This window comes from Paenibacillus shenyangensis (assembly GCF_000346635.1).
Taxonomy (GTDB): Bacteria; Bacillota; Bacilli; order Paenibacillales; family Paenibacillaceae; genus Saccharibacillus; species Saccharibacillus dauci.
On the sequence record NZ_AOIG01000007.1, the window covers coordinates 261032 to 287839 of the forward strand.

The 26808-nt window shown below is 46.3% G+C and carries 19 protein-coding genes; 13 read left to right on the plus strand and 6 right to left on the minus strand.

Annotated elements, in window-relative coordinates:
- Positions 1 to 23 precede the first annotated feature (23 nt).
- A complete protein-coding gene (locus tag H065_RS0106625; protein ID WP_017812246.1) occupies positions 24 to 1424 on the minus strand; it encodes an MFS transporter in 1401 nt (466 codons plus the stop codon).
- 115 nt (positions 1425 to 1539) lie between these two features.
- Here H065_RS0106625 and H065_RS0106630 point away from each other — a divergent pair, with 115 nt between their 5' ends.
- The gene (locus tag H065_RS0106630; protein ID WP_017812247.1) at positions 1540 to 2427 is read left to right on the plus strand and encodes a LysR family transcriptional regulator; all 888 of its coding nucleotides are present in this window, start codon (positions 1540 to 1542) and stop codon (positions 2425 to 2427) included.
- Between the two features lie 80 nt (positions 2428 to 2507).
- On the opposite strand, the gene H065_RS25420 is transcribed toward H065_RS0106630, so the two are convergent.
- Complete coding sequence (locus tag H065_RS25420) at positions 2508 to 3740, minus strand: S8 family peptidase (RefSeq protein WP_017812248.1); 1233 nt, start codon at positions 3738 to 3740, stop codon at positions 2508 to 2510.
- An 80-nt stretch (positions 3741 to 3820) separates the two neighbouring features.
- Positions 3821 to 4720 (minus strand): hypothetical protein, encoded by a 900-nt coding sequence (locus H065_RS0106640; protein ID WP_017812249.1) that lies wholly within the window; start codon positions 4718 to 4720, stop codon positions 3821 to 3823.
- A 289-nt stretch (positions 4721 to 5009) separates the two neighbouring features.
- Here H065_RS0106640 and H065_RS0106650 point away from each other — a divergent pair, with 289 nt between their 5' ends.
- The 6 genes from H065_RS0106650 to H065_RS0106675 all read left to right on the plus strand — a co-directional run bounded on the left by H065_RS0106650 (position 5010) and on the right by H065_RS0106675 (position 12568).
- The gene (locus H065_RS0106650) at positions 5010 to 5495 is read left to right on the plus strand and encodes a DUF4188 domain-containing protein (protein ID WP_017812251.1); all 486 of its coding nucleotides are present in this window, start codon (positions 5010 to 5012) and stop codon (positions 5493 to 5495) included.
- A 94-nt stretch (positions 5496 to 5589) separates the two neighbouring features.
- A complete protein-coding gene (gene nirB, locus H065_RS0106655; RefSeq protein WP_017812252.1) occupies positions 5590 to 8031 on the plus strand; it encodes a nitrite reductase large subunit NirB in 2442 nt (813 codons plus the stop codon).
- 14 nt (positions 8032 to 8045) lie between these two features.
- Positions 8046 to 8411, plus strand: coding sequence for a nitrite reductase (NAD(P)H) small subunit (locus tag H065_RS0106660; RefSeq protein ID WP_017812253.1), 366 nt, complete (start codon positions 8046 to 8048; stop codon positions 8409 to 8411).
- Positions 8386 to 9249: a uroporphyrinogen-III synthase gene (locus tag H065_RS25425; RefSeq protein ID WP_081604067.1), complete on the plus strand. Its 864-nt coding sequence runs from the start codon at positions 8386 to 8388 to the stop codon at positions 9247 to 9249. Before H065_RS0106660 ends, H065_RS25425 begins: the two co-directional genes overlap by 26 nt.
- 389 nt (positions 9250 to 9638) lie before the next feature.
- A complete protein-coding gene (locus H065_RS0106670) occupies positions 9639 to 11333 on the plus strand; it encodes a methyl-accepting chemotaxis protein (RefSeq protein ID WP_238557904.1) in 1695 nt (564 codons plus the stop codon).
- A complete protein-coding gene (locus H065_RS0106675; RefSeq protein ID WP_017812256.1) occupies positions 11330 to 12568 on the plus strand; it encodes an extracellular solute-binding protein in 1239 nt (412 codons plus the stop codon). The genes H065_RS0106670 and H065_RS0106675 overlap by 4 nt, the downstream gene beginning before the upstream one ends.
- A gap of 307 nt (positions 12569 to 12875) precedes the next feature.
- On the opposite strand, the gene H065_RS0106680 is transcribed toward H065_RS0106675, so the two are convergent.
- Positions 12876 to 13826, minus strand: coding sequence for a glycoside hydrolase family 43 protein (locus H065_RS0106680; RefSeq protein WP_017812257.1), 951 nt, complete (start codon positions 13824 to 13826; stop codon positions 12876 to 12878).
- Positions 13827 to 14133: 307 nt separating this feature from the next.
- Between H065_RS0106680 and H065_RS28440 the strand changes: the two genes are divergently transcribed.
- Entirely contained in the window at positions 14134 to 17235 is a 3102-nt protein-coding gene (locus H065_RS28440; protein ID WP_017812258.1) for a rhamnogalacturonan lyase family protein, read from the plus strand.
- Between the two features lie 193 nt (positions 17236 to 17428).
- Here the strand turns inward: H065_RS28440 and H065_RS0106690 are convergent, their stop codons facing one another.
- Both H065_RS0106690 and H065_RS0106695 read right to left on the minus strand, forming a co-directional pair.
- Positions 17429 to 18616 carry a macrolide family glycosyltransferase gene (locus H065_RS0106690; RefSeq protein ID WP_017812259.1) on the minus strand — a complete coding sequence of 396 codons (1188 nt, stop codon included), beginning with the start codon at positions 18614 to 18616 and terminating at the stop codon, positions 17429 to 17431.
- A 153-nt stretch (positions 18617 to 18769) separates the two neighbouring features.
- Positions 18770 to 19552 (minus strand): helix-turn-helix transcriptional regulator, encoded by a 783-nt coding sequence (locus H065_RS0106695; RefSeq protein ID WP_017812260.1) that lies wholly within the window; start codon positions 19550 to 19552, stop codon positions 18770 to 18772.
- Between the two features lie 117 nt (positions 19553 to 19669).
- On the opposite strand from H065_RS0106695, the gene H065_RS0106700 reads away from it, so the two are divergent.
- The 5 genes from H065_RS0106700 to H065_RS0106720 all read left to right on the plus strand — a co-directional run bounded on the left by H065_RS0106700 (position 19670) and on the right by H065_RS0106720 (position 26455).
- Positions 19670 to 20806, plus strand: a complete 1137-nt coding sequence (locus H065_RS0106700) for a DUF2264 domain-containing protein (RefSeq protein WP_017812261.1) — start codon at positions 19670 to 19672, stop codon at positions 20804 to 20806.
- A 30-nt stretch (positions 20807 to 20836) separates the two neighbouring features.
- Positions 20837 to 21952 (plus strand): glycoside hydrolase family 88 protein, encoded by a 1116-nt coding sequence (locus tag H065_RS0106705; protein WP_017812262.1) that lies wholly within the window; start codon positions 20837 to 20839, stop codon positions 21950 to 21952.
- 238 nt (positions 21953 to 22190) lie between these two features.
- Complete coding sequence (locus H065_RS0106710; RefSeq protein WP_017812263.1) at positions 22191 to 23993, plus strand: sensor domain-containing diguanylate cyclase; 1803 nt, start codon at positions 22191 to 22193, stop codon at positions 23991 to 23993.
- Positions 23994 to 24267: 274 nt separating this feature from the next.
- Positions 24268 to 25458 (plus strand): glycine C-acetyltransferase, encoded by a 1191-nt coding sequence (locus H065_RS0106715; protein WP_017812264.1) that lies wholly within the window; start codon positions 24268 to 24270, stop codon positions 25456 to 25458.
- 37 nt (positions 25459 to 25495) lie between these two features.
- Positions 25496 to 26455, plus strand: coding sequence for an L-threonine 3-dehydrogenase (locus tag H065_RS0106720; RefSeq protein ID WP_017812265.1), 960 nt, complete (start codon positions 25496 to 25498; stop codon positions 26453 to 26455).
- The last annotated feature ends 353 nt before the right edge of the window (positions 26456 to 26808 follow it).

The following is a 26808-nucleotide window of genomic DNA, read 5'->3' on the forward strand; positions in this document are numbered from 1 at the left end:
ATGACCTGACAATAACAGTTGCCTCAAGAGATATGATCTGGACTGATCGTATGCTGCTGTCTTTTTTGCTGATGCCAATTCATGAAGACCAACAGTAATGCCGCGGCAGTAAGCACGATGCCCAGTATCCGAAATCCGGCGAAGGTGAATTGTCTTCCTGCTACGATACTGATCAACAGGGACGACAGTATCGTTCCAATATATCGGGAAGTACTGAATAACCCTGAAGCTACACCGATCATCTCCTTGGGTGAATTCTGAAAAAGGGCAGCCTGCATACCTACGTTATTCAGCCCGTTACTGATACCAAATGCAGCAAGCGTCAGGCAAATATAGATCATACCTGAATGTGGACCCAGAGCAACCAGTCCCAATGATCCGAGTGTCATCAGTACAGCAGAGAACAATAGCGCAGGTCCCGGTCCAGCCCGATCAATCCATCGCCCTGCCAGGGGAGAGACGAGAAGAGAGCATAACCCCAGACTCAACATCAGAATACCGGTATGCAATTCACTAATCTGGCGTACAATCTGCAGATAAGAAGGCAGTCCGAAAAAGATAGCGTAAAAAATAAGATTGACCACGATAAATTGTATGTTGATCCATGTCATCGCAGGATACCGGGCAAACGTACGCAAAGGAATAAATGGAGAATCGGTACGCAGCTCATGCCATACAAAACCTCCCAGTATAATAACACCTGCTATGCCTTCCACAAGGGAATACCCCGAGAGGGCATCTTCTGATATCGCGGATAATGTCCCAAGCAGCAAAGCAACAAGTCCTGTTGTAAAAAGAAAAATACCCGCTGCATCTATTCGTCTCATCCATCTGCCAAAGGTCATATGATCCATGTCCTGCACGGATGGCTTATCAACAGGTATCGTTTGCCTTGCTAACAACGTACTGGCTAATATCACAGGAATATTCATCAAAAAAATCGCCCGCCAGTCCCACCAGTACATCAATAATCCTCCAACAAAAGGACCTATTGCAGCAGCCCCGGACAAAAAGATGGATAATACCGACAGCGCAGCAGCCTGTTTCTCTGTAATATGAATATGTACAATTGCCATTCCGACCGCCACCATCATACTGGTACCTATAGATTGCAAAATACGGAACACAATCAGCCATCCAAAGCTTAGTGAGAATGGAGCTAAAAGGGAGACGATCAGAGAAACCAGCAGTCCGGCCAAAAAGATTTTACGGCGGCCAAACAAGTCACTGGCTCTACCCATAACAGGCTGAGTCACTGCGCTGGCAATATAAAAAGAAAAGATAATCCAGGATACTGCAGTGTAATTCAATTGAAAGGTATGCTGCAAATCAGGAATTGCTACCGCCACCATGGATGAGTTCAGTGGATTCAGCATAACTCCCAATCCGATCGAGATGATCAGCCACCAACTGCGTGTACTCATAATCTAACGCCTCCTTCAGAATAGGATAATCCTATCGTAGAAGAAATCATTCATTTACTCCAATGCATTTTATGTTATGATCTCATTGACTGTAAGGAATGAATGGAGGAAATCCATGGAACTGCTTCAACTGCAATATTTTATAACCGTAGCTCGTACGGAGCATATGACCGAAGCTGCCCAATATCTGCATGTCACGCAATCTTCGCTTAGCAAAACGATTCAGCGTCTGGAAGAAGATCTGGGAGTCGCATTATTTGATCGGACTGGCAGAAATCTGCGATTGAATGAGGCAGGACGATTATTCCTGCGTCGTACACAAAAAGCGCTTTTGGAATTGGAGCAGGGAAAGCAGGAAATCAGGGATTTGGCTCATCGGGAATCGATTACGCTTGAGCTGGCGGTGACTACAGCAAGCACACTTCCAGGTATTTTAAAGGAATTTCGCAAACAAAGACCGGATATCCAGTTTCATGTGCAGATGCTTGCTCTTCAGGAAATGACAGCACTGCTTGAGCGGGGAGAAGTAGACTTTTGCTTATCCTCTCCACCGGTACAGGGAGAGGATATTGAATGCCAGATTGTACATAAGGATCCGATTATGGTGGCTGTTCCGGAGGGACATCGCTTATACGGACGAAAGTATGTTTCTCTAAACGAGCTTGCAGGAGAGGCATTCGTGGGAGTAAGAACCGGCTATGGGATACGCGATCAGGTCGATGCTGCTTGTCAATCTGCTGGCTTCGTACCCCGATATGTGTATGAAGGAGACGAGCCTGCGAGACTGGGTACTCTGGTAGCCATGGGAATAGGCATTGCGTTTATGCCGGGAACAGCCAGAGATCCGTATGAGCCGATCCATTATATTGCTCTTGAAGATTACGAATTGAGCCGAGAGATCGCCCTGTTGTGGAACTGTAACCGTTATATTTCGCAAGCTGCAATGGAGTTCCGTCAGATCGTAGTGGATTATTTCAGAAGCACACATGAATCAACAGATTAACCTATAAGAAAACAGACCCTATTCCATCAAGCGAATAGGGTCTGTTTTTGAATTGAACTTTTTTGTTATTGTATTTGGTTTTATTTGCCAAGCGGAGAAGCAGGACCAAATAAATGCTGATAGGAAATCAGACCATATCCATATAGATTGTCCTTGCCTGGTGCACCGAGATCCACAGCATTGGAGCTAATTGCCTGCCGAATTTGTTCATTGGTGCTGTTCGGATAGGCTTCTTTTAGCACTGCAGCCAGTCCGGTAACAAAAGGAGCAGAGACGGAAGTTCCATCACGCAGCTCGTATTTCCCATTGTTAGCTGTACTGATAATAGACACGCCGGGTGCGGCCACATCGGCTTCACTGCCGGAAGCGGAGAAATCAGCTCGTTCCAGTTGGCTATCCACGGTGATGATTCCCATTACTTCAGGTGAACGTGCAGGATATTCGACCGTATCGGCAGCTGCATCTGCAGTACCATGATTGCCGGCAGATGCGATCATCAGGATTCCTTTGCTATGAGCGGATTGCAGCATCTGTTCGACAGCAGGAGAAGCTTCCGGAAATGAAATGGACATATTGATAATATCTACATTCTGCTGAATCGCCCAGTTCAATCCTTCAGCCAGATCTTCTGTAGTACCACTTCCCTGCTTGTCGAGGATTTTTACAGCGTACAGCTTGGCATCCGGTGCTTGACCGATTAGTCCTTTACCGTTGTTCAGCGCTCCGATGACTCCGGCGACAAATGTGCCATGACCATTATCATCCACATACTCGGAGGTATAATCGACTGTAGAGACACCGCCCGCTATTTTTAGATCGGAGTGGGGAGAGATGCCGGTATCCAGAATCGCTACTTTTATATTTTTGCCGGTATACTGATTCTGGAATCCAATCTCGGCGTCTACCGTCTGATATCCCCATGAAGCTTGTTCCCCTTTGGTCACACTTATCGACTGAACGGAGTTGCTCTGAATAACATTCCTATATTTGAGGCTTGGTTCAATATGGGAGATTCCCTGCTGACGGGATAGTTCCTTTTTCTGGGTCGGTGTCAGGGTAACTGCTACCATGTTCAGATAATCAAGAGCGATCATGTGTGAATGACTGTCATTACTGGAAAATCTGGAGAGAGTCTGTTTGCCATCTTCACTGCTATAGCTAACCAGATAACGACCTGTCTCATTGTGGGGAGAAGGAAGCAATCCTGCAAATGGCTGTGCAGAGTGACCGATAACGGTATATGCAATCGGAATAGCAGTTAAGGCAGATAACAACATCATTTTTTTGAATACAGTATGAATAGTCAGTGTCATGGGATCATAACTCTCCTTGTCAAAGCCTGTCTGACGATCCGGCAAACAGGCTGTTCCAGCATTAATGAAGTCCTTCTCAATCAGGCACCCGGCAACACAACAGTATAGATGGCATTTTGTTTGGCTTCAAATTTCATTCCATGTGGATATTTATCGTCATAGGCGGTAAGCTCTGCGGACAGGTATTCGTTTTGCCCATTTGGATAAGAGGCATGAATCTGCAGCCGGGGCAGATCTTGTTTGTCGATATCCAGATTCTCTACCGGCAGATTCAACCAGATACCATCTTGCGGAAAATCATTGATAAATTCCATTGGTGTGCCTTGAGCTCCCTCTGGCTTGGCAGCTCCATGATCCGTATGCAGGTGTATTTTCAAATCACCAATCAGTGTGGCTACCGTATCGGGCGGCAGCATGAGCTGGCCATACAGTGCATAGATGAATACCCCTTGATGGGATACAGAGAATAGTTCTGCTGCACGCTGTCTGAAGGTAAAATAGAGATCGCCTACCTGCTTTTTTTCGGCAGGAGGCATGCCGAATATGCCGATGGATCCTCCATCTTTGCGCAGCATATCTGCAGTAAGCGCAGCCTCTTTCGGTCCAATAGTGAGTTTGTCTTCCAGCCAGGAGGAATCGCTCACTTCTCTTTCGACTGCTACGCGAACCGGAAGTTTACCTCCAGGTTCATTGCTGATCATATTGCCTGCAACATAATTGACATTAGCTGGTTCTTCAGCTTCCGGCAGCTCGGAAATAAGAGTAGGAGGATCGGTTGGAATCTGGATAATATTACTGTCGTCTCCAGACAAATAAGCAGATTCTTCTCCTTTTGAGTAGATGCTTGTCCCACCAGGAGCAGAGATCATGTCTGCCGGAACCAGGAAACAAATGGTGATTAATGCTGCTGCGCTGGTAATCTGAACAACCGGTTTGCGTGCGAGCTGCGTTACTTTTTTCAGGATGCGACTTGCTCTCATCGATACTATCCCCTCGTTCCCCTATTCGTATGATGCATAAGCATTGTTGGTAGGCGCTGGCTGCATATCGCTGCAGCTGCCATATGGATTCCCGGTACGTAAATCATGCTGCCTTATGACTAAATATTCCTTTTATTGGAATCTAATATAATATTTAACGGAATTGATACAGAGGAATGTTATACTTTGCTAGAAAAGTTACTTGGTAAATTTGTAACTTGTGTGGATGAAGGGAGGATGGTAGATCAATATAAGAATATAGTGAAGCCAAAACAGGGAGGCAAGTGATATGGGTTCTGTTATAAAAGGTCGCCAAATGGCTGAAATTGAAGGTCCATTTGTCGTGTTCATTATTGGCGTACGGATTAACAAATGGATGGCTGTACATCGCTGGCTGCCGGTTATGCGCTCTATGGGACCCATGCTAAGCGAATTATATGCAAATAAAAGTCTGGGCTTTCTGGATGCATCCTATTTTATCTCTGGAAGGGGATTATCAATTGTGCAATACTGGCGTTCCTATGAACAATTGGAACATTATGCACGTGGAGGAGCGAACCATCTAAAAGCCTGGCAGGATTTTAATCGTAAAGCAAGCGTGGGCGAAGCAGTGGGTATCTATCATGAGACTTATACAGTGGAAGCCGGTGCCTATGAATCCATCTATGTTAATATGCCGCCATTCGGACTTGGCAAAGCCGGTCAACTGAAGCCCGTTACTTCAGGCCGCGAGACCTCAAGAGAGCGCATGCGGCCAGATCATGAAGATCGCTGAGATGCAGAGGTTATGTATTCTTTTGATTTTACAGTAAATTGGAAGGTTAATAATGGTTGAACCGAACTCATTGTCATAATAAGGAGGCCGACACATGACAAACCTGGATGGGAAGAAAAGGCTGGTAATTGTCGGAAATGGAATGGCGGGTATCAATACCGTGGAACACATCCTCAAATTGTCTCCAAATACGTATCAGATTACGGTATTTGGAAGCGAACCGTATCCAAACTACAATCGGATTCAACTGTCGTATGTACTGGAAAAAAGTAAATCGATTGAGGAAATCATTCTGAATGATCGCGACTGGTATGATGCTCATGGTATTGAGCTGTACACAGGAACACATGTCACTGCAATCGATACAGAACAAAAAACAGTAGAAGCCAGTAATGGCATGGTCGTACCCTACGACCGTCTGGTGATTGCTACAGGCTCGCGTCCATTTATGCTACCGGTACCGGGCGTAGATAAGCAGGGGATCGTGGGATTCCGCGATATTGCAGATTGTGAGCAAATGCTCCATGCCGCAGATTTATATCGTAAAGCTGCTGTCATTGGAGGAGGGCTGCTTGGTCTGGAAGCAGCCAAAGGACTGCTCAAGCTGGGAATGGATGTAACGGTTGTTCATTTATTCCGTGAACTCATGGAGCGTCAGCTTGATCCGGTGGCTTCGCATATGCTGCAGGCAGAGCTGGAGAGTCAGGGTCTTCAATTTGCTACAGGTAAACAAACGGCCGAATTCCTCGGAGATGAACGTGTTAGCGGAATACGATTTGCAGATGGAACCGAACTGGAAGCTGAATTCGTCGTAATGGCGGCAGGGATCAAGCCCAATACCGAACTGGCTCAGTCTGCTGGACTCGCAGTCAACCGCGGAATTCTGGTCGATGATTATATGCGTACTTCGGCACCTGATGTATACGCAGTAGGTGAATGTAATGAGCATCGCGGCATTTCCTATGGACTGGTAGCTCCGCTATTTGAACAGGGCGCCGTATTGGCCAAGCATCTGTGTGATATTGAGACACCGCCATATGAAGGATCTGTTGTATCGACCCAGCTGAAGATCTCGGGCGTTGATGTATTCTCGGCGGGTGAATTCATGGACGCTGAGGATCTGGCAGTTGTGCGAATGCATGATGACTGGCGGCGAATTTACAAAAAAGTACTTATGCGTGGAGGCCGTATTGTCGGAGGCATACTCGTAGGTGATGGACGCGAAGCTTCGCGGCTGCAGCAGTGGATTCGTACCGGTGCAGTCATGACCGAAGCGATTCATACTGCTATTGTGGGACAGGGAGCACCCGATACAGAGAATACAGTAGCTGATCTGGCAGACGAAGAGATTGTATGCGGTTGCAATGGAGTCAGCAAAAAACGCATTGTCGATGCGATTACGGAAAATGGACTCACGACAGTAGAAGAGATCAAGTCGACTACCAGCGCCTGCCGCTCCTGTGGAGGCTGCCGTCCTGTCATTGAGCAGATCTTGCAGTATGTGCTCGGTGATCAATATGATTCTGCTGCTGCCAAAAAAGAAACCATCTGCTCTTGTACATCACTCAGCCGTGACGAGGTTGTGCGCGAGATCAAGGAAAAAGGGCTGATCACTTCGCAGGAGGTCCGTTATGCGCTTGAATGGAACAACAAGGAAGGCTGTTCCAAATGCCGTCCGGCGCTCAATTACTATCTGGGCATGATCTGGCCTGCCGAGCATGTGGATGAGCGCGATTCCCGTTTTGTGAATGAACGTATGCATGCCAATATTCAGAAGGACGGAACATTCGGTGTTGTTCCCCGCATGTATGGCGGTGTCACGACACCTGAAGATCTTCGCCTGATTGCGGATATTGCTGTTAAATATAATGTGAAAATGGTCAAGGTGACCGGTGGACAGCGGCTTGACCTGCTCGGAATCAAAAAAGAAGACCTGCCTAATATCTGGAAAGATCTAGGGATGCCTTCAGGATATGCTTATGCCAAAGCACTACGTACCGTGAAGACCTGTGTAGGCTCGCAGTTCTGCCGGTTTGGTACCAAGGATTCCATTACGATGGGTGTACTAATCGAGAAGCGATTCGAGCGTCTGGATATGCCTGCCAAGTTCAAGATGGCAGTGAATGGCTGTCCACGTAACTGTGCCGAATCATCTACCAAAGATATCGGGATTGTCGGTAACGAAGGAGCCTGGGAGCTCTATGTTGGCGGGAATGGAGGAATCAAGGCACGGCTGGCAGAGCTGCTCTGCAAAGTAAAAACAGATGAAGAGCTGCTGGAGATCATAGCTGCCTTTATCCAGCACTACCGGGAAACCGGTAAATACCTGGAACGTACCTCGGATTGGATCGAGAGAGTCGGTCTGCAGAGCATTATGGATACTGTTGTTAACGATCTGGACAACCGCCATGCTCTGGTAGAGCGAATTGAACTGGCACTAAGCCAGGTACAGGAACCATGGAATGAAATTCTGGATAATCAGAATCTGCGCGAGAAGATGTTTGATGATGTGCGGATTTCGACGACCCAATCGTAAGGAGGTATATATCGATGTCTTCATCTGCAGCAGATCCCAATTATACGTATTATGAGGTTGGAAGTACTCATGACTTTCTGGAACGAGTGGGCAGACGGGTGATTATTGATGAACAGGAGATTGCTCTGTTCAAAACATCCGATGGCGAACTATATGCTCTCGAAAATAAAAGCCCAGGTCCCAAAGGCGGTACACTGGTTGAAGGGATGGTCTCAGAGCATATTTTGTTCGATCCCATCTGTGATTGGCGCATCCGGATGGACGATGGACAGGTGCTCGATCCGGATACCGGTCAGGTCAGAACCTACCCAGTGCTGCTAACCGGAGAACAGGTGCATATTGGCATTCCAAAAAATGGAGGCGAATCAGGCAATGGCTAAAGAACTCGAAGGCAAAACGATCGTTATTACCGGCTCCAAAATTCCGGAGGATATGGCAGAAGTGATTGAGCGCAGAGGAGGAACCGCACTGGTGCGGTCTTTACAGGGATTAATGCCTGCCGATCCTGCCGAAATCGACAAGGATGTTCGGCAGCTGACCGAGCAGGGTGCCGACTGGATTATTTTCACCACAGGTATCGGTTATGAGGCGATTTACAAGTCAGCAGAGCGCCAGGGAATTGTTCCACTGCTTGAAGAGCGTCTGCAAAAAGCCAAAGTAGCATGCCGTGGTTATCGTACCAATGCCTACCTCAAAAAATCCGGTGTTCATCCTGTGGTCAGTGCAGACGACGGGACGATCGCCAATATGGTCGACAAGCTGAGTGCTTTTGACTTTAAAGGCTGTCAGGTATGGCTGCAGCTACACGGAGAGCTTACGTCCCAGCTGCATGACTTTATCAGCAGCGAGCCGGAGATGAATGTACAGGCGGTGCTTCCTTATCGTTACCAGGCACCGGACAGAGATACACTGGCACAGCTGATGGATGAATTACTCCAGCATCAGGTTGATGCGGTCAGCTTCACCACACAGGTACAGGTTAAGTATCTGTTCGACTATGCAAGAGAACAGGGGCAGGAAGAAGATCTTCGGAATACATTTAACCATCAAGTGCTGGCAGCAGCTGTAGGCAAAGTTACTGCAGATGCGCTGCGTGATGAAAATATAACGCGCATCGTCGTACCGGAGTTGGAACGAATGGGCGCAATGATTGTAGAAATTGCCCGCTTTTTCGAAGAAGGGTCTGCTCAAGAAGAATCCCGTCCACCAACTCTCTAGATACGGATAAGCTGGCAGTGATGCAATAATTAAGGGTTATTAGCAGAATTCAATCTAACGAATACCCTCTGTTAACGAGCAGAGGGTATTCGTTATGAGGAGAAAGAATAAAACGATGTATTATAGTATAGTTGTTCTGTTTTGTAATATAAATGTATAAATAATGTTAGATATATCGCTGTTATCTGCACTTCAATAGATCGATATGTTAGTTAAACTGCTATACAATGATCAATTACTTTAAAATATTAATTAAGTGGTATAAATAATATATGACAGAGGATTTATTTTCTCTTCATTTTATGTAGATATATGTCGATAGAATACATAGTCTTACTAAATGAGTAGCTTAAATCAACAGAAGCGGGGGAAGTTCTTTGTCTTTTTCAATGCGTTGGAAGTTATATTTGAGTTTTGCTTCTATTATTTTGCTTCTACTGGTGACGGTGGTCGTATCCAATACGATGACCCAGCGGATCACCCAATTAACCAGTCATATCATGCTGGCGCAAGAGCGTCTGGAAAATGCCCAGATGCTTAATTTGTTTGCGCGCATGGCTAATGACGATGGTGCCCATTATCTGCTGGCGCCTGATCATCTCAAGGATAATTTTAAAAGTCGTTATCAGGCAGATGCCGAATCGGTGCAAAAAATGGTTCAACATATGAAAGTGCTTACCCAGGGAGAAGCTTCTGACAATATTCAGCAGTTCGAATCCCACTGGAACACGTATCAGAAAAATGCCGAAGACATTATGAGCCTAAGAGAAGCAGGTAACCTGACGCTCGCACAGGAACGATTTACCCGGCGTTCATTCGATCCGGTTGCCTTTTCCTTATTATCCTTTGTCAAAGAAGAAGAAGCCAAAGTTCAGCAGTACAAGGAACAGATTGCGGATACGAGTCAGACCAGTCTGCTTGTAAATATTGTGATGGCTGCAGCTGCCACTCTGCTGTCGCTGGCTATTGCCTTTTTGCTGTCTAACTATCTGATCCGTCGTATTCGTCTGCTCAAGACATCGGCGATCACTGTCGCACAGGGCGATTTGTCCGTCGAAGAGCTTCATTTCAAAGGAAAAGACGAGCTGACCGATCTGGCAGAAGCATTCAATACAATGACCCAATCGCTGCGCTCGGTTATCAGCAGTGCAGGAGATGTGTCGATGCAGGTAGCGGCATCATCTGCACAGCTACAATCCAGCGCGGAACAGACGAGCACAGCAACGGAACATATCGCGGTCATTATGCAGGACATTACAGCAGGTACCGAGAAACAGGCCAATCATATTGATAATGATATGCAGGTCATTAATCAGCTGTCCCATAATGTGCAGCAGATCTCAGCCAATAATCAGACCGTACTGAGTACAGTGCATACGACATCTACAACGGCAGCTCAGGGCAAGCTGGATCTGGTCAATGCGATTCAGCAGGTACGTGTAATTGATGAAAGCAATACCAAGCTCGACCGGATCGTGTCCGGACTGAACGATCAGGCCAATCAGATTGGGCAGGCGATCCAGCTCATCATGCAGATAACCAAGCAAACGGAACTGCTGGCACTAAATGCAAGTATCGAAGCAGCACGTGCAGGCGAACAGGGCAAAGGATTCGCCGTGGTTGCAGGAGAAGTACGCAAGCTCGCCGAGCAGTCCAAAGATTCCGCGAATCAGATTGCTTCCCTGATTACCGGGATTCAGCATGAAGCTGGCATTGCCAAGGAAGAAATGACTCATGGTACGCTCGAAGTACAAAAAGGAATTCAGCTGATCGAAGTAGCCGGCAATTCCTTTGAAGGCATTCTGCAGCTGATCCAGCAGGTAGAGCAGGATATAGAGGGAGTTACTCACTCTACCGCTTATATCAAGGAAGATACAGAGAAGATGGTCATTACAATGGATCAGATATCGGGAATCGCCAGAGAAAATGCATCAAGTACTCACAGTATTGCTGCTTCGACCGAAGAGCAACTGGCTTCAATGGAAGAGATCTCCGCCTCATCGGCAGCTCTTGCCAGTCTGGCAGAAGAGTTAAGCGATCTGATCGGCAAATTCAAACTGGCGAAAGAGGAAAACGGACAATGAGAACAAAATTAATTTTGCTTATAAGTGCTGTACTGATGACTTTTACACTCGCTTCCTGTTCCAGCGCCAAGACTGAGGATGTCGCATTAACCTTCTGGACGACTACCGACAAAGGGGCGCAGACCGAGTTTCTGCAAAAACGGGTCGATGCGTTTCAGGCAGAGCATCCGCATATCAAGGTCACTCTGGCATCTGTCGACTTTGGAGCAGCTTCCAATCAGTTTAAATCTGCGCTGCTGAGTAATGAGCAAGTTGATGTATTTCGCGCAGACAACAGCTGGATACCGGAATTTGCGGATCTGGACCTGCTATACCCACTTGATCAGCTGGCCACTGCCAAAGACAAAAGTGGTTATGTAGAGTCAGCACTCAAGTCGGATGAATATCAGGGTAGCCTGTATGGATTGCCTTCTGTACTGGAAGCGCCTGCTCTGCTGTACAATAAGCGAATTTTGAAAGAAGCAGGGTATTCTGCTCCGCCAGCGACGATGGATGAATTGCTGCAGATCGCCCGGAAAGTCTCGAATGGCGACCGTTACGGCATTTATCTGAACAATGACTCTTATTATGCACTGCCTTATCTATGGGCATTCGGTGGAGGAACGATCAGTGATGATCGCAAGATCGAAGTGACCTCGGCTGATTCCATGAAGGGATTCTCATTTATGTACCAATTAAAAAAGCAAGGCGTAACACAGAAATACCCGGATTTCAATGATTCTTATAGCCGAATGATGACAGACTTTACTGAAGGCAAATCGGCTATGATTATCAATGGTCCATGGGCGATTCTGGAACTTCTGAACGGCAAGGAGTTCAAGGATGCCGATAATCTGGGGATTGCGCAGATTCCGGCAGGACCCAAAGGACAGGGATCTCCTATAGGTGGACATAGCTTTGTCGTCTCCAAGTATAGCGAGCACCCCAAAGAAGCCTATGAGCTTATCAAGTATCTGACTAGTCAGGATACCCAGCTCCAGCAGTCACAGACACTGAGAACACTACCTACGCAGAAGAGTGTCTATGATGATCAGACGCTGGCCAATGATCCGATTATCCAGGGCTTCAAAGCACAGGTCGATGTTGCCAAAGCAAGACCGCTGATTCCGGAAGGCTCGCAGATGTTTAACGACTTTACCCCTAATCTTACTGATATTCTGCTCGGCAAGGAATCCGTTGCAGCCGGTGTGCACAAGATCGAGGAAGCATGGAAATTAATGCTGAATATTGAATAGTAAGCACTCATGAGGAATTGCTCCTGAATTGGGCTATTAATAATATTCACCTATTTAGCCAAAATCGTATAACCATTCTAAAACAGACCAAAAGCCGTGAAATTGCTCACGGCTTTTTTGTCTATCGACTCATTCAATCCGGGCAGACTTGAACATTGTACATCTGCAATAATCAGCTGCATATTTACATTTTCGGCAGCTGCATTTCGTATTCAACTGTCGGCACGTACTTACCAACCTTGTGTAGATACACGATTCCCGCTATATGATTGTATTCGCTATAGATGCATACGATGTAATGTACACTTTACTCTGTCACAGTTTGCGAAGCAGCGCCATAAGCTGCCAGCAGACGTTCACTTTCGGCTGCCGTGATCGGTATGACGCTACCATGACGCTTTTGGGTTTGTCCCATATCGAATTCTGTATCGGACAGTACACGAAAGTCTCCGCTGGACAGATCCGAAGTGATTAGAGGCAGATATCCTTTATGTTCTGCAAACCGGTCCACAATCAGACACCATTCCTGGCGGTCATTTAATTTGAAAATTTGCGGTCCTTCGACGCCTTCCAATGCTTCAAGTACGGGAGCATCTACAGGTACAAAAGAATCCCGATCCAGCGAATTACTTTGCTCTACCAAGATATTCTTGGTAGTCTCATTTTTGGAGTAACGGTAATAGATTCCCTCATGAGCGATGATCGTGGTATCGATAATATGATTGTCCCGCTCGATATATAATTCCGACGAAGTGAAGGTGCGGAAATCATGGGTATGCGCGCTATAGATTTTCTGTTTACGCTCATTCGTTCCGGGATCCAATGTAGCCGATGCCCAGAAGACAAGAAAATCACCGGCAACTTCATCGTAAATGACTTCCGGCGCCCATACGCAGCCAGCATCAGCTGTACCGACCGTTACCGTCCATGGATCAGACCAGCTGACCAGATCGTCCGATTCCCAGATGACGATATCCCGGCTGCCTTCGTTAACTGCTGCCGACCAGCCTTTGCCGCTGGCAATCCGCAGATCGGTAGCGATAATATAGAATTTGCCACTATCCACTGCACGAATCAGAAAAGGATCGCGGACTCCTTTTTCACCAATTGTAGAGTGCAGAACAGGCAATCCACGATTCAGATCATGCCAATGAAGTCCATCCTGACTGAGTGAAAAGTAAATCTGTTCTCCATCCGGCTGCTCCCCAATAAAATGTACCATTAGATAATGGGTATATGTATTCTGATGTACCGACAAATCTATCGCCTCCTGTTGATGATCGGATATATGCTACACTGCACATCTCTTATGCTATTTTGTAGCTCCGGATTTTTACATATGAAAATAGCGAAGTGCTGCACGTCAGATAAATGATAATTCCGAATAAACATGGATATGTACAAATTAGCTGTTTTCTTGTAAATAGGAAACTGCTAGACTTTATATGGATTCAGGTAACGTACTGACCAGAGTAATCGGCAGGAGGTGTTTTGAAAGCGCTTCAATATTATTTGGCAATATCGTGTTGAATGGAATAGATCAGATACAAGGAGGGATTTCATTTATGCATTTTTATAAAAGCAAAACTGTAACAAGGCAGATAGTGTCCAAAGCGCTTATGATTATTATGATTCTGTCGCTTGTCGTTCCTGCTGTTCCGGCTTCTGTAAAGGCAGAGAATACAGTACTGGTGAATGAAGACTTTAGCAGCTATCCGGCGGGACCGTTCACTATAGGCAATGGCAACGCCTGGGGCAAAGAAGGCAGTGCACCTGTAGTTCAGATTGCCAGAGAGACGGTAACTGGAATGACCTATGCCGAAATCAAAAATACATCTTCCGGTTCTTCCTATATCGGTCAGCGTTTTGCTGCACAAACGGGCGGGCTTATCGCCGAGTTTGATATTCGCGTACCGGGTAATAACGGCGGTTCCCTGTACATGATGGATGGCAAGATTAATGCGACCAGTGCTGCCGCCGTGAATACCGGTATGGGCGCAGGCAGTATTCAGGGCACGCAATCGTCTAACCGGATTGCTTATGATCCTTCAACCTGGTATCGCTTGCAATATGTAATTAATATTTCTGCACAGACATATACAACGACCATTACCGATCTATCTACAGGTAGCATCGTTGCTGAGTGGCAGGATTCATTCCGTAACAAAGTGGCACGGATCAGCAGCTTTGGGTTGTATCTGGGACGAGATGGAGGAACCATTCAGCTCACAAATGCACACGTTACCAATTTGGATCTGAATCTAAGCAGCCTGCAGGTAAAGTCACAAGATTTTACGCCTGCTTTTACTCCGGCATTTGATCCATCTGTCCTTAATTACCAGATGGAAGTGCCTTATTCCGTGAATACTCTCGATATTACACCTACAGCAAGTGATGCTGATAAAGTGCAGCTCAGTGTGGGGCAGGCTACTGCTTCCAGCGGTACTTCCGCATCAGTTACTCTGGATGGAGCAACGACCAGCATTCCGGTTCGAGTGACTTCCGATACGTATTCGGATATCTCGCGCACCTATACACTGAATGTGACCCGATTGGAGAAATACCCGGATCTTCAGTATGTCGTATCCGAACCGCATAACGGCAAAGTGAAGATCGGATGGGAGGAGACGATTGATCCTACCTATACCGAAGCCCATATTTATCAGGTACAGAAAAACCAAAAGCTCAAGCTGGTCAATACCGTCGCGCGTGGAACGTATATCTCTACCATCGATAAACTGAAAAACAACACAACTTATACATTTGTTGTCAAAGCCGCTTTTGAAGATGGCAGCGAATCTACCGGAGTAACGATCCAGGAGACTCCTGTCAAACTGCCACCTCGGCAGATGGAATATCTGGATCGCGGATTGGTAGCTATTCCTCAATCCGGCGGAGTCTATGTAAGCTGGCGTCTGCTTGGTACCGATCCGGACTCTATCGGATTTGACCTGTACCGGGATGGCAAAAAAGTAAATTCTGGTCCGATCCGCAGTACAACAAACTTTATGGATAAGGGTGGCAGCAGTCAGTCTACGTATTATGTACAAGCCGTAGGTGGTAAAGTAGGACCCAAGCAGTCCGAAACTGCCAAAGTATGGAATGCCGATCATCTGAGTATTCCTTTGCGCAAACCGGCAGACGGCAAGACGGTTACCGGTGAAGTCTATTCCTACAGCGCCAATGATGCCACTACTGCTGATCTGGATGGAGACGGACAATACGAGATCATTCTTAAATGGGCACCATCCAATGCCAAGGATAATTCCCAGAGTGGTCATACCGGCAGTACACTCGTCGATGCCTACAAGCTTGATGGCAGTTTCCTATGGCGGGTCACACTGGGACCGAATATTCGCTCCGGTGCACATTACCTGGATGTCATGGCATATGATCTGGATGGTGATGGCAAAGCCGAAGTAGCTTTTCGTACAGCCGATGGAACTGTCGACGGACAGGGCAAAGTTATTGGTAATGCCAGTGCCCGTTATGCCAATGACGGCGGTTATATTCTGACTGGTCCCGAATATTTCTCAATTTTTGAAGGAACAACAGGCCGTGAACTTATTACAGAGAATTATGAACCGGCACGCGGAGATGTCAATTCGTGGGGAGATGGCTACGGTAACCGGGTCGACCGCTTCCTGGCTGCGATCGCTTATCTGGATGGCGAACGACCAAGTCTGGTTATGCAGCGTGGTTACTATACACGGATGGTACTGGTTGCTTATGACTGGAGAGACGGCAAGCTGACCAAGCGCTGGACTTTTGATTCCAGCACACCAGGCAATGAGAAATATGCCGGACAAGGGAACCACCAACTGTCTGTGGCCGACGTGGATAACGATGGCAAAGACGAGATTATCACAGGAGCTGCGGCTATCGATCATAATGGATCAGGGCTCTGGGTCAGCGGACTTGGACATGGTGATGCCATGCATGTCAGCGATCTGAATCCTCAGCGTCTGGGCCTGGAAGAATGGGCGGTTCAGGAGCATGCGGATGCCCCTTATTCCGCTGATCTCAAAGACGCCCGAACCGGCCGTGTGCTCTGGGGACAGGCACAGCTAGGTATTGATGTTGGGCGTGGACTGAGTGCTGATATCGATCCAAGACATGCGGGAGCTGAGATGTGGGCTATTGATGGAGAGTGGAACAGTGCAACAGGGGGTCTTTTTACAGCAGCAGGAGAGAAGATTTCCAGTAGTATTCCTTCTTCCAACTTTGCCATCTGGTGGGACGGGGATCTGAGTCGTGAACTGCTGGATCATACGTTCAGTACAGAACCTGTCCGGCAAGGTGTACCCAAGATTGATAAGTGGGATTACGCCAATCAGCGCTTGCGTAATCTGATTACATTCACTGGCAACCTGTCCAATAATGACACCAAGGGCAATCCGGCTCTGCAGGCAGATATACTGGGTGATTGGCGTGAGGAATTGGTGCTTCGCAATACGGACAGCACCGAACTGCATATCTATTCCACCACCGAGCAGACCAATTACCGATTGGTAACGCTGATGCATGATGCGGTCTACCGGCTGGGTATTGCGTGGCAAAATACCGGCTACAATCAACCGCCGCATACCAGCTACTATCTGGGAACCGGTATGGAGCAGCCTGAGCAGCCGAATATTCGTGTGATTCAACCAGATCGCAAGTCATAAGCAGATCATCATCGTATCAATTAATACTCATCAGCACAAAAAGTCGTATCTGAGCAGTTCATCAGGTACGACTTTTTTGTGTGAACGATATATTTGAGCAAGACACAGGATCAAACGAATCGTGTAAGTGAACCAGAGCCTATTGAAGATCTAACCCTTACGCATAAAATGTACAATTCATTACCGTTAGCACTTATGCTTGTACACGCTGCAAATAGGCATCGATATGACGAAGTGCTTCATCCGTACCGCCGCACTGCTGGAAGCTGTGGTTGATTTTCCGAACGCCTTCCTGGTAAGCGGGATTAGATAACACTTCCCGGACTGCTGTTTGCAGGGATTGTACATTCATCTGATCTCTGGTGATTCGATAGCCGGCCTGCAGCTCGGTGAGACGCTGCGCAACCATTGGTTGATCCTTGTCCTGAGGCAGTACAACAAGTGGAACTTCAAAGTGAATCCCTTCATTCACACTGTTCATTCCACCATGGGTAATGAATACGTCGGTGTGGCGCAGTACATCCAGCTGAGGTACATAGGACGAGATAATGAAATTCGCAGGAGCAGGATTGATTTTGGTTAGATCGGCTTTCTCACCGGCAGCGATTACCACGATTCCATCGAAATCCGTAAATGCCTCGATGCACGTATTAAAGAACTCTTCGATATGATTAAGCACCGTACCCATGGAAATATACAGTACCTTCTGATTGGCGAGCTGATCCAGTGGAAAAGCACCAGAGCCTTTGCGTTCGGGGAAACTGGGACCGATAAACAGATTCTGTTCTTCAAACTGATCGCCATTCGGCTGAAAATATCGGCTGGTATACACAATATTCAGCGCTCCTGAATTATTCATAAATTGCACCATTTCTTTTGGAGCAACACCGTATTTTTCTCTCATCAGCGTCAGAGACTCTGCTACAAATGGATCCGGCTGACCTGGAGATTCTGCATTCGGACGGAACAGATTGGTCGCCATATGCTTGTTCGAGATCAGGAAAGATGGAGAAGAAGAGATACCGGGAACATTCAGCATGTCCCGTACCAGTTCGCCTGCTCCAAACCGATCATACAATACCAGATCAAATGCCATCGTATCTGACAGCTGACGGGCGATTTCCAGAATATCCAGTGATGTGCGAATATGGATCTTCATGAACTCATTGATGCTTTCCCGGTTGGATGTGTCAATCAAGGCGGTGCGCACCAGATCGGGATGCAGATGAACGATAGCACCTACCGCTTCGAGTCTTTCTTGATACTTTTCTGTAGTAATATAGTGTACTTCATCACCACGTGCTGTAAACGCCTGGGTTATACCGAGCGTTGGATTCACATGACCTTCTGCAGGGAAATTGACAAACAAAATACGCAGCATCTGGTATCACTCCTGTTCATGAAATAATAGGATGTATGTTATCGGAATCATTTCATTTATGATACCAGTAATCATCAAATATTCAAAATAACGTAAATATCCTTGTATGACCACATGCAAAAGTAAACTTCGATTGTTAGCACCGCTTTAGGCTCAAGTTTCACTTCGGAATCGATATTTTCTCGGTGAACTGCCGACAAACTTTTTGAATTGCCGCATAAAATGAGTGTCGTTCTCATAACCGCAGGCATCGGCAATTTGCGTCACCGACATCTCGCTGTGATCCAGCAAATATTTGGCATGTTCCATTCTTCCGTTAATCATATCCGTCACCACCGAACAGCCAAATAACTGCTTGTAAATATGCTGAAAATAGGATTTGCTCAGATTAAGGTTCTCTGCCAGTCGGGTAACCGATATGTTCTGCTGAGGCGACCGGTACAGATCATTACGCAGCTCCGCAAAGGCAGTATAATATCGGTGCAGCTGATGCGGAGCTGTACGCTGACGTAAATCAGCCAGCTTCATCAAAAAAGAGCGAAGGTCGCAATCGATAATACGCTCGCGCAAAGGTCCATCGAGCCGGTGGATATGCTGCAGCTCCATCATGCAGCGTGAGATCATCATCGGGTCAGATGCCTCTACAGGCGTATCCAGCGGAAACTGCAGACCTGTAAGAAATCCCTCTAGCTCTTCGCCATTACAATGAAACCAGTCATTAATAAAAGGACTCTCCAGTTCACGATAGAAATAGGGAGTATCCGGCCGAAAAAAAACAAATGTATTCTTCTCGATCACCATTACATGCTCATGGAGTTTTAATTCGGTTCTGCTGTTAAAAAATATAAAAGTATAGTTTCCCGAACCATGAGGGCGATTCCTGATAATCCCCTCATGGTGGATCGTTCGATATCCACAGGCTAATAGCGTAATCATCTTTCTTTACCTCCAAGCACGATAGGTCAGTTTTTGATCATTATAGTTTATTGTGATAACGGTTACAAATCACTATACTTTTTCTGAAATGACAGGCTGATCAAAGGAGGATACATCATGTCGGAAGATAGAACGTATTGGGTGAAGACACTTATACAGATTGCCCATCCTGTCCTTCAGGCGTTATCGGAGCGCCGGTTGACCCGGGATATGCCTGTAGAAGCAGACCGATCGAAGTATACCCATCTGGAAGCGCTGGGACGAACTCTCGCCGGTATATCCCCATGGCTGGAACACGGTCCTCGTACCGGAAAGGAAGGGCAGCAGCGAGCAGACATGGCTCTGCTGGCGAGGCAGGCGATCGAATCTGCTGTAGACCCGGATTCCAGTGAGTATATGAATTTTACTGAAGGTGGGCAGCCTCTGGTCGATGCTGCATTTCTGGCTCATGCGATTATTCGTGCACCTCATGAGCTGTATGAACTGCTTCCCGGGAAGACTCAGGCGCAGCTTATCACTGCTTTGCTGTCGACACGTGAGATTCGTCCTGTGTTCAGCAACTGGCTGCTGTTCAGTGCAATGATTGAGACGGTGTTGTTCCGTATGGGTGTAGAGATATGGGATCGCATGCGCATTGATTACGCGATCAGACAGCATGAACAGTGGTATAAGGGAGACGGCATCTATGGAGATGGTCCTCAGTTCCACTGGGATTATTACAATAGCTTTGTCATTCAGCCGATGCTGGTGGATATTCTGGATATGATGGGTGACCAGTTCAGTGACTGGGATGCTCTTCGTGTTCCTGTGCAACAGCGGGCTGTACGTTATGCTGGTATTCTGGAACGGATGATTTCGCCGGAAGGAACCTATCCGCCTATAGGGAGATCTCTCGCGTATCGGTTTGGTGCTTTTCAGCATCTGTCCCTGATGGCACTGAGACAGGATCTGCCGGCAGAGGTTATGCCTGCTCAGGTACGCGGTGCCCTTACCGCTGTGATTCGCCGTCAGATTCAGATGCCGGGTACATTTGATGAGCAAGGCTGGCTGCAGATCGGGTTTGCAGGCAATCAGCCGGATATCGGGGAAGGGTATATCTCGACAGGTAGTCTGTATCTGTGTACGACTGTATTTCTCGCTCTTGGCCTTGCCCCGGAACATGAATTCTGGCAGGGACAAGCAGAATGGACAGCGCAAAAGGCATGGTCCGGCAAAGCCTTCCCGATCGATATGGCGGTACCGAGTCACAACTAGAAATCATATTACCGAGAGGAGCAAGAACAGATGACTGCACAACCACAATGGGTACAGGAAGCATGGGAACAAACGAAGAACAAAGTTAAAAGAGTACATACACGTATAGGAGATCAATTTCCCCACGCCAGTGTCAATGGAACTTACAAGCTGGAACCGGCAGCATGGTGGACAGCTGGATTCTGGCCGGGTTTGTTATGGCTGGTATATAGAGATACTCGGGATGAAGAGTTACGAGCATCTGCAGAATCCTGTGAGCGTCAGCTGGATGTCCTGCTGACAGATGCCGCTAAGGTGGATCATGATATTGGTTTTATGTGGACACTGACGAGCGGAGCCAGATACCGCATTCTGGGAGACGAGGATTCCAAGCGAAGAGCACTACTCGCTGCCAATCTATTGAGTGCCCGTTTTAATGCCCAGGGGAACTTTATCCGCGCATGGAATGGTCAAGGGCTGGAAGGGTGGGCGATTATCGACTGCCTGATGAATCTGCCGCTGCTGTACTGGGCCTCCTCGGTAACTGGCGACCCGAGGTATCTGCATATCGCAACCCGGCATGCAGATACTGTACTGCAGCACTTTTACCGTGAGGATGGATCGGTATCCCACATTGTAGCTTTTGATCCGGTTACCGGGGAGAAGCTGGAAGTGAAAGGCGGACAAGGATATGCGCCTGACTCGGCATGGTCGCGTGGTACAGCCTGGGCAATTTACGGGATGAGTCTGAGTTATCAATATACAGGGAATCCGGCGTATCTGAATGCAGCCAAACGGAGTGCTCATTTCTTCATGGCGAATTTGCCTGAAGATCATGTACCTTATTGGGATTTTCGTTCACCGGAAGGAGATTCTGCCGTACGTGATTCTTCTGCTGGAGCTTGTGCAGCATGTGGACTTTTATTGCTGGCAGATCAGGTAGGCGAGCTGGAAGCACGAATGTATCGTGAAAGCGGAGAGAAGATTCTGCATTCGCTATACAGCCGATATGGAGCATGGGAGTCGGAGACAGAGGAAGGACTTATTTTGCATGGTACCAGTCATTTTCCGGAACAGCAGAATGTCGATGTTTCCCTGATCTATGGAGACTACTATTTTGCAGAAGGCATTGCGCTATTGATGGGGTATGAGGAGCGATTCTGGTAAGAACTATAGAAGTACGGGACTATATATACTCATCTATTATATTTACAAATCAAGACCTGCAGTGGTGACTGCAGGTCTTTTGTGTCGTTGATAGCTGGCAGTAAGACTGGCGGACATTTCTTCTCTGTGAATAATCAAGGAGAGGTATGATTTGTAAATAATGCATTATTTTCTAAATAAGTGGCTCCCAAATGCAGATATAGGTATTAAAAGGACGGAAGAACGAAGGGACCCCAAAATGAGAAATATAGTGAAGTATCTTATTCAAAATAAAAAGTTTGTTGGTTCTAACCTCATTAAAATTAATATCATTTTTATGATCATTTTCATTCTGAACATCATCATTGGTTTTGATTACATGGGGCATTCCTTTCAGGATAATTACCAAAAAGTGCGACAATCTGCAGATTTGAGAATTCAACTGCTTAATCTGGAAAAAGCACTGGTGGATCAGGAGACAGGGCAGCGAGGATTTCTCTTATCCAAAGATTCACAATTTCTGAAACCATTTGATCAAGGGACGGAAGATTATATCCGAGCTTCCGAAGCATTATTAAAAAATAGTGAAAACATAGAAGAAAATCCGAATATTCATCAAGACATCGTTCGATTGATTGAAACGGGTGAGAAATGGAAGGTTGAATATGGAGATCCGCAGGTACGCAAAGTGATGGCAGGTGGAACCATTACTGAAAAAGAGCTACTAAGAGGCAAGCAGAATTTTGATGCATTTCGTGATCAGGAAGCTGAACTGATGAAATATGTCGAAGATCTACGCGATTATCGACGAGAAGACATGTTGAATAGACTATACTATTTATTTGCTATTATTGGAGCTATCTTTATCGGCATTCAATTTTTTATGCTGTATGTTCTTCAATCTGGACTAACCCGAATTACCCGGCCGATTATCGAACTGGATGATGCAGTCTCTTCCTACCAGTCCGGTCATATCCAGGCCAAGCTCCCCCAATATACAGAGCAGAACGAAATTGGACGACTTATTTCCAAGTTTGAAATGATGTCTGATGAAATGAAAAAAGAAAGACGTACGATCAAAGAAACCTATCGAATGATTAATATGGTGAATCAGGCTCGTAATCTGGAGGAGGTATACCGGATATCACTCGAATCAGTGGCAGCACTTATCCCATGTGATCGGGTCTCTATTATTTCCCAGAATGACAGTCGTCATTTCTCCATCAAGGCATTTATTCAGAACGGCCTATTTACGCACAAAGATATTCCTTTGACGAGAGAAGCAATTGATATCTATGATCTGCTGCGAAGTGGTTTCTCTATGGTGCATGCAGATTGGACGACATATCGGGCAGAAGGTCCCATTACCGATCAACTGTATGAGAACGGCATTCGTTCCTCCATGCATATTATTCTTAGAAAAGAAACGCGTGTAGTCGGATTGCTGAATCTGTTTGCGACAACAGTCAATCATTTCTCGCTTCAGGACAAAGAACAGTTGGAGCTGCTGTCTCCTATGATTGTTACGGCTATGGATAATGCAGTAGAGACAAACCGTATTCAGGAAATGGCTCTTCACGATGCGTTGACCGGCCTATGGAATCGCCGATATTTTGAAGTGGTTCTGGAAAAGTTGATCAAGCAGTATAAGCAGGAAGACCCTAGCACTACCTTTAGCCTGATTCTGCTGGATGTGGATCGTTTTAAGGTGTTCAACGATACATGGGGACATTCCGAGGGGGATCTGGTACTGAAGCATTTGGCCAAACTGCTTGAGTTCCAGGTTCGCCCTAGCGATATTCCTGTGCGTTATGGTGGTGAGGAATTTGCGATTCTATTGCCACACACACCGAATCGTGGAGGAGTAGAAGTCGCAGAACGAATCCGCAAGCAGCTGGAAATAGAATCGCCTTCCCGCAAATATACGGTGACAGCGAGCTTTGGTGTAGCAGAATGGCAAGAAGGTCTTACTGCGGCCGAGCTAATCGAAGCTGCCGATCAAGCGCTGTATCAAGCCAAAGAAGCAGGACGTAACCAGGTGATTGCTTATCCCAAGAGTTAATTTTTATCTAACGAAATAGATAAAAGACATAATGGTATAGAAAAAGTTACCGAGCATTAAAAGAGATAAACAAAAATATAGTAGCGATGCTTTCCAGAAATGGAGAAGAAATCGCTACTATATTTTTTATGTATTAGCTTTTTTTGTCCTTACTGTGTGTACAAAAAAGTTGAAAGATGATACATTGAAATCAGCTTATCTCCTTTTATGAAAGGGTTTACAAACATAATATGTCTCCTGTACAAGGACACTCGTATGCCGAGGAGGGAATAAAATGTCAAGCCAAACACTGGATCAATTTTTGAGTACGAACATTGAAGATCTAAAGACGAAAGGTCTGTATAACGTTATCGATACACTGCAGGGTGCAAATGGACCTGTGATTCGTATCGATGGAAAGTCCCTAATCAATTTGTCTTCGAATAACTATTTGGGATTGGCAACAGATCACCGCCTGATCGATGCTTCGGTTAAGGCGTCACAGACATACGGGGCAGGAGCAGGGGCGGTCAGAACTATTAATGGAACCATGGATCTTCATATCGAGCTTGAAGAGAAACTGGCCCATTTCAAAAAGACGGAAGCCGTTATCGTGTATCAATCGGGATTCAACTGCAATATGGCTGCCATATCGGCAGTAATGGACCAGCATGATGCTATTTTATCCGATGAGCTAAACCACGCTTCGATTATTGACGGCTGCCGTTTGTCGAGAGCCAAGGTAATTCGCTTTAAGCATTCGGATATGAATGATTTGAGAGATCAGGCCAAAGCTGCCAAGGAATCGGGTCAGTATAACAAAATTATGGTCATCACCGACGGAGTATTCTCTATGGATGGTGATATAGCCAAGCTATCTGAAATCGTAAACATAGCAGAAGAGTTCGATCTGATTACTTATGTGGATGATGCCCACGGTTCAGGCGTATTGGGAGCAGGTGCAGGAACTGTAAAACATTTTGGATTGTCCGACCGCATAGACTTTCAAATTGGTACGCTTTCCAAAGCGATCGGAGTTGTCGGCGGTTATGTAGCAGGTAAAAAACAACTGATCGAATGGTTGAAGCTGAGAAGTCGTCCATTTCTATTCTCAACATCATTACCTCCAGGTGCGATCGCTGCGTGCAGTGCTTCTGTCGACATTTTGATGAATGATACAGCGCTGATTGAGAAGCTATGGGAGAACGGCAATGATTTGAAAAAAGGATTGAGCGAACTTGGATATGATGTAGGTCAAAGTGAAACACCGATCACACCTTGTATCATTGGCGATGAAGTAACCACTCAACAGTTCAGCAAACGGCTCTATGAAGAAGGCGTTTATGCTAAGGCAATCGTGTTTCCGACTGTTCCAAAATGGACCGGAAGAATACGCAACATGCCGACAGCTGCCCATACCAAAGAGATGCTGGAACAGGTGATCTCTGTTTATGAGAAAGTTGGTAAGGAAATGAAGCTGATCTAACTGCATTCGCGGGATTCTATTTCGGGAGGAATGTCTTATGAACAAGATTTTGGTGACTGGAGCACTGGGCCAAATCGGTTCTGAGTTAGTTGTTAAATTACGCGAGATCTATGGGGCGGATTATGTTATTGCTACAGATCTCAGGTCATCAGCCCATGAAATTACCAGATCCGGTCCATTTGAGCTGCTGGACGTGACGAATGATAAGGCGATGTTCGAAATCGCCAAACGGTACGAAGTGGATACCATCATTCATCTGGCTGCGCTACTGTCGGCTACGGCAGAGGAGAAACCTCTGCTTGCCTGGAATTTGAATATGGGTGGATTGATGAATGCCCTTGAGGTATCCAGAGTGCTCGGCTGTCAATTTTTCACGCCAAGCTCTATTGGAGCTTTTGGCCCTTCGACTCCAAAAGACAATACCCCGCAGGATACGATCCAGAGACCCAATACAATGTATGGGGTGAATAAAGTGTCCGGCGAACTGCTCTGTGATTATTATTTTCACAAATACGGTTTGGATACCAGAGGACTGCGATTCCCGGGTCTGATATCTTATATGACGCCTCCCGGCGGAGGAACGACGGATTACGCGGTGGAAATTTATTACGCAGCGGTGACGGCTGGCAGGTATACATCTTATATCGCCAAGGATTCCAATATGGACATGATGTATATGCCGGATGCCCTGAATGCGATCATCGATTTAATGGAAGCGGATTCATGTCGACTGACGCATCGGAACTCATTTAATGTTACCGCAATGAGCGTAGATCCGGAGGCGATTGCTGCAGCAATTCGAGAGGAGTTGCCTGGTTTTATCCTTGATTATGACGTTGACCCGAAGAGACAGGCGATTGCGGATAGCTGGCCGCATTCCATTGATGCGACGGCAGCAAAAACAGAATGGGGATTTCATGCTCGCTACGATTTGAAGGCTATGACAAAGGATATGCTTTCAAAACTGAGCGAGAGACAAATTCTTCGCAAAGCGTGAAATGATTATGAATTCGCTATGTAAGGCGAGTAAAAATACAAAAGAAGCTGCACTCAACAGGTTAGCGTTATGGGAACTTGTTGGATGCAGCTTTTTTTGTACTATTTTAGCTTAACGAAGGAATTGAAATCCAAGTTTGTAACATTCAATATTTTTGAACTTACCAGAGAACTCCATTAATATGCAGGTACATTTTAGTGCAAAGCTGTAACATTTTTGCAAAATTAACGTTATTGCATTATGAGTGTATATTAGTGGAATAAAAAGAGGGAGGCTGTAATTCCCCAAAAAAAGTTAAAGGAGTTTATTATGAAAAAATTTGTGATTATAACTAGGGCGTGTTTTAAAACTAA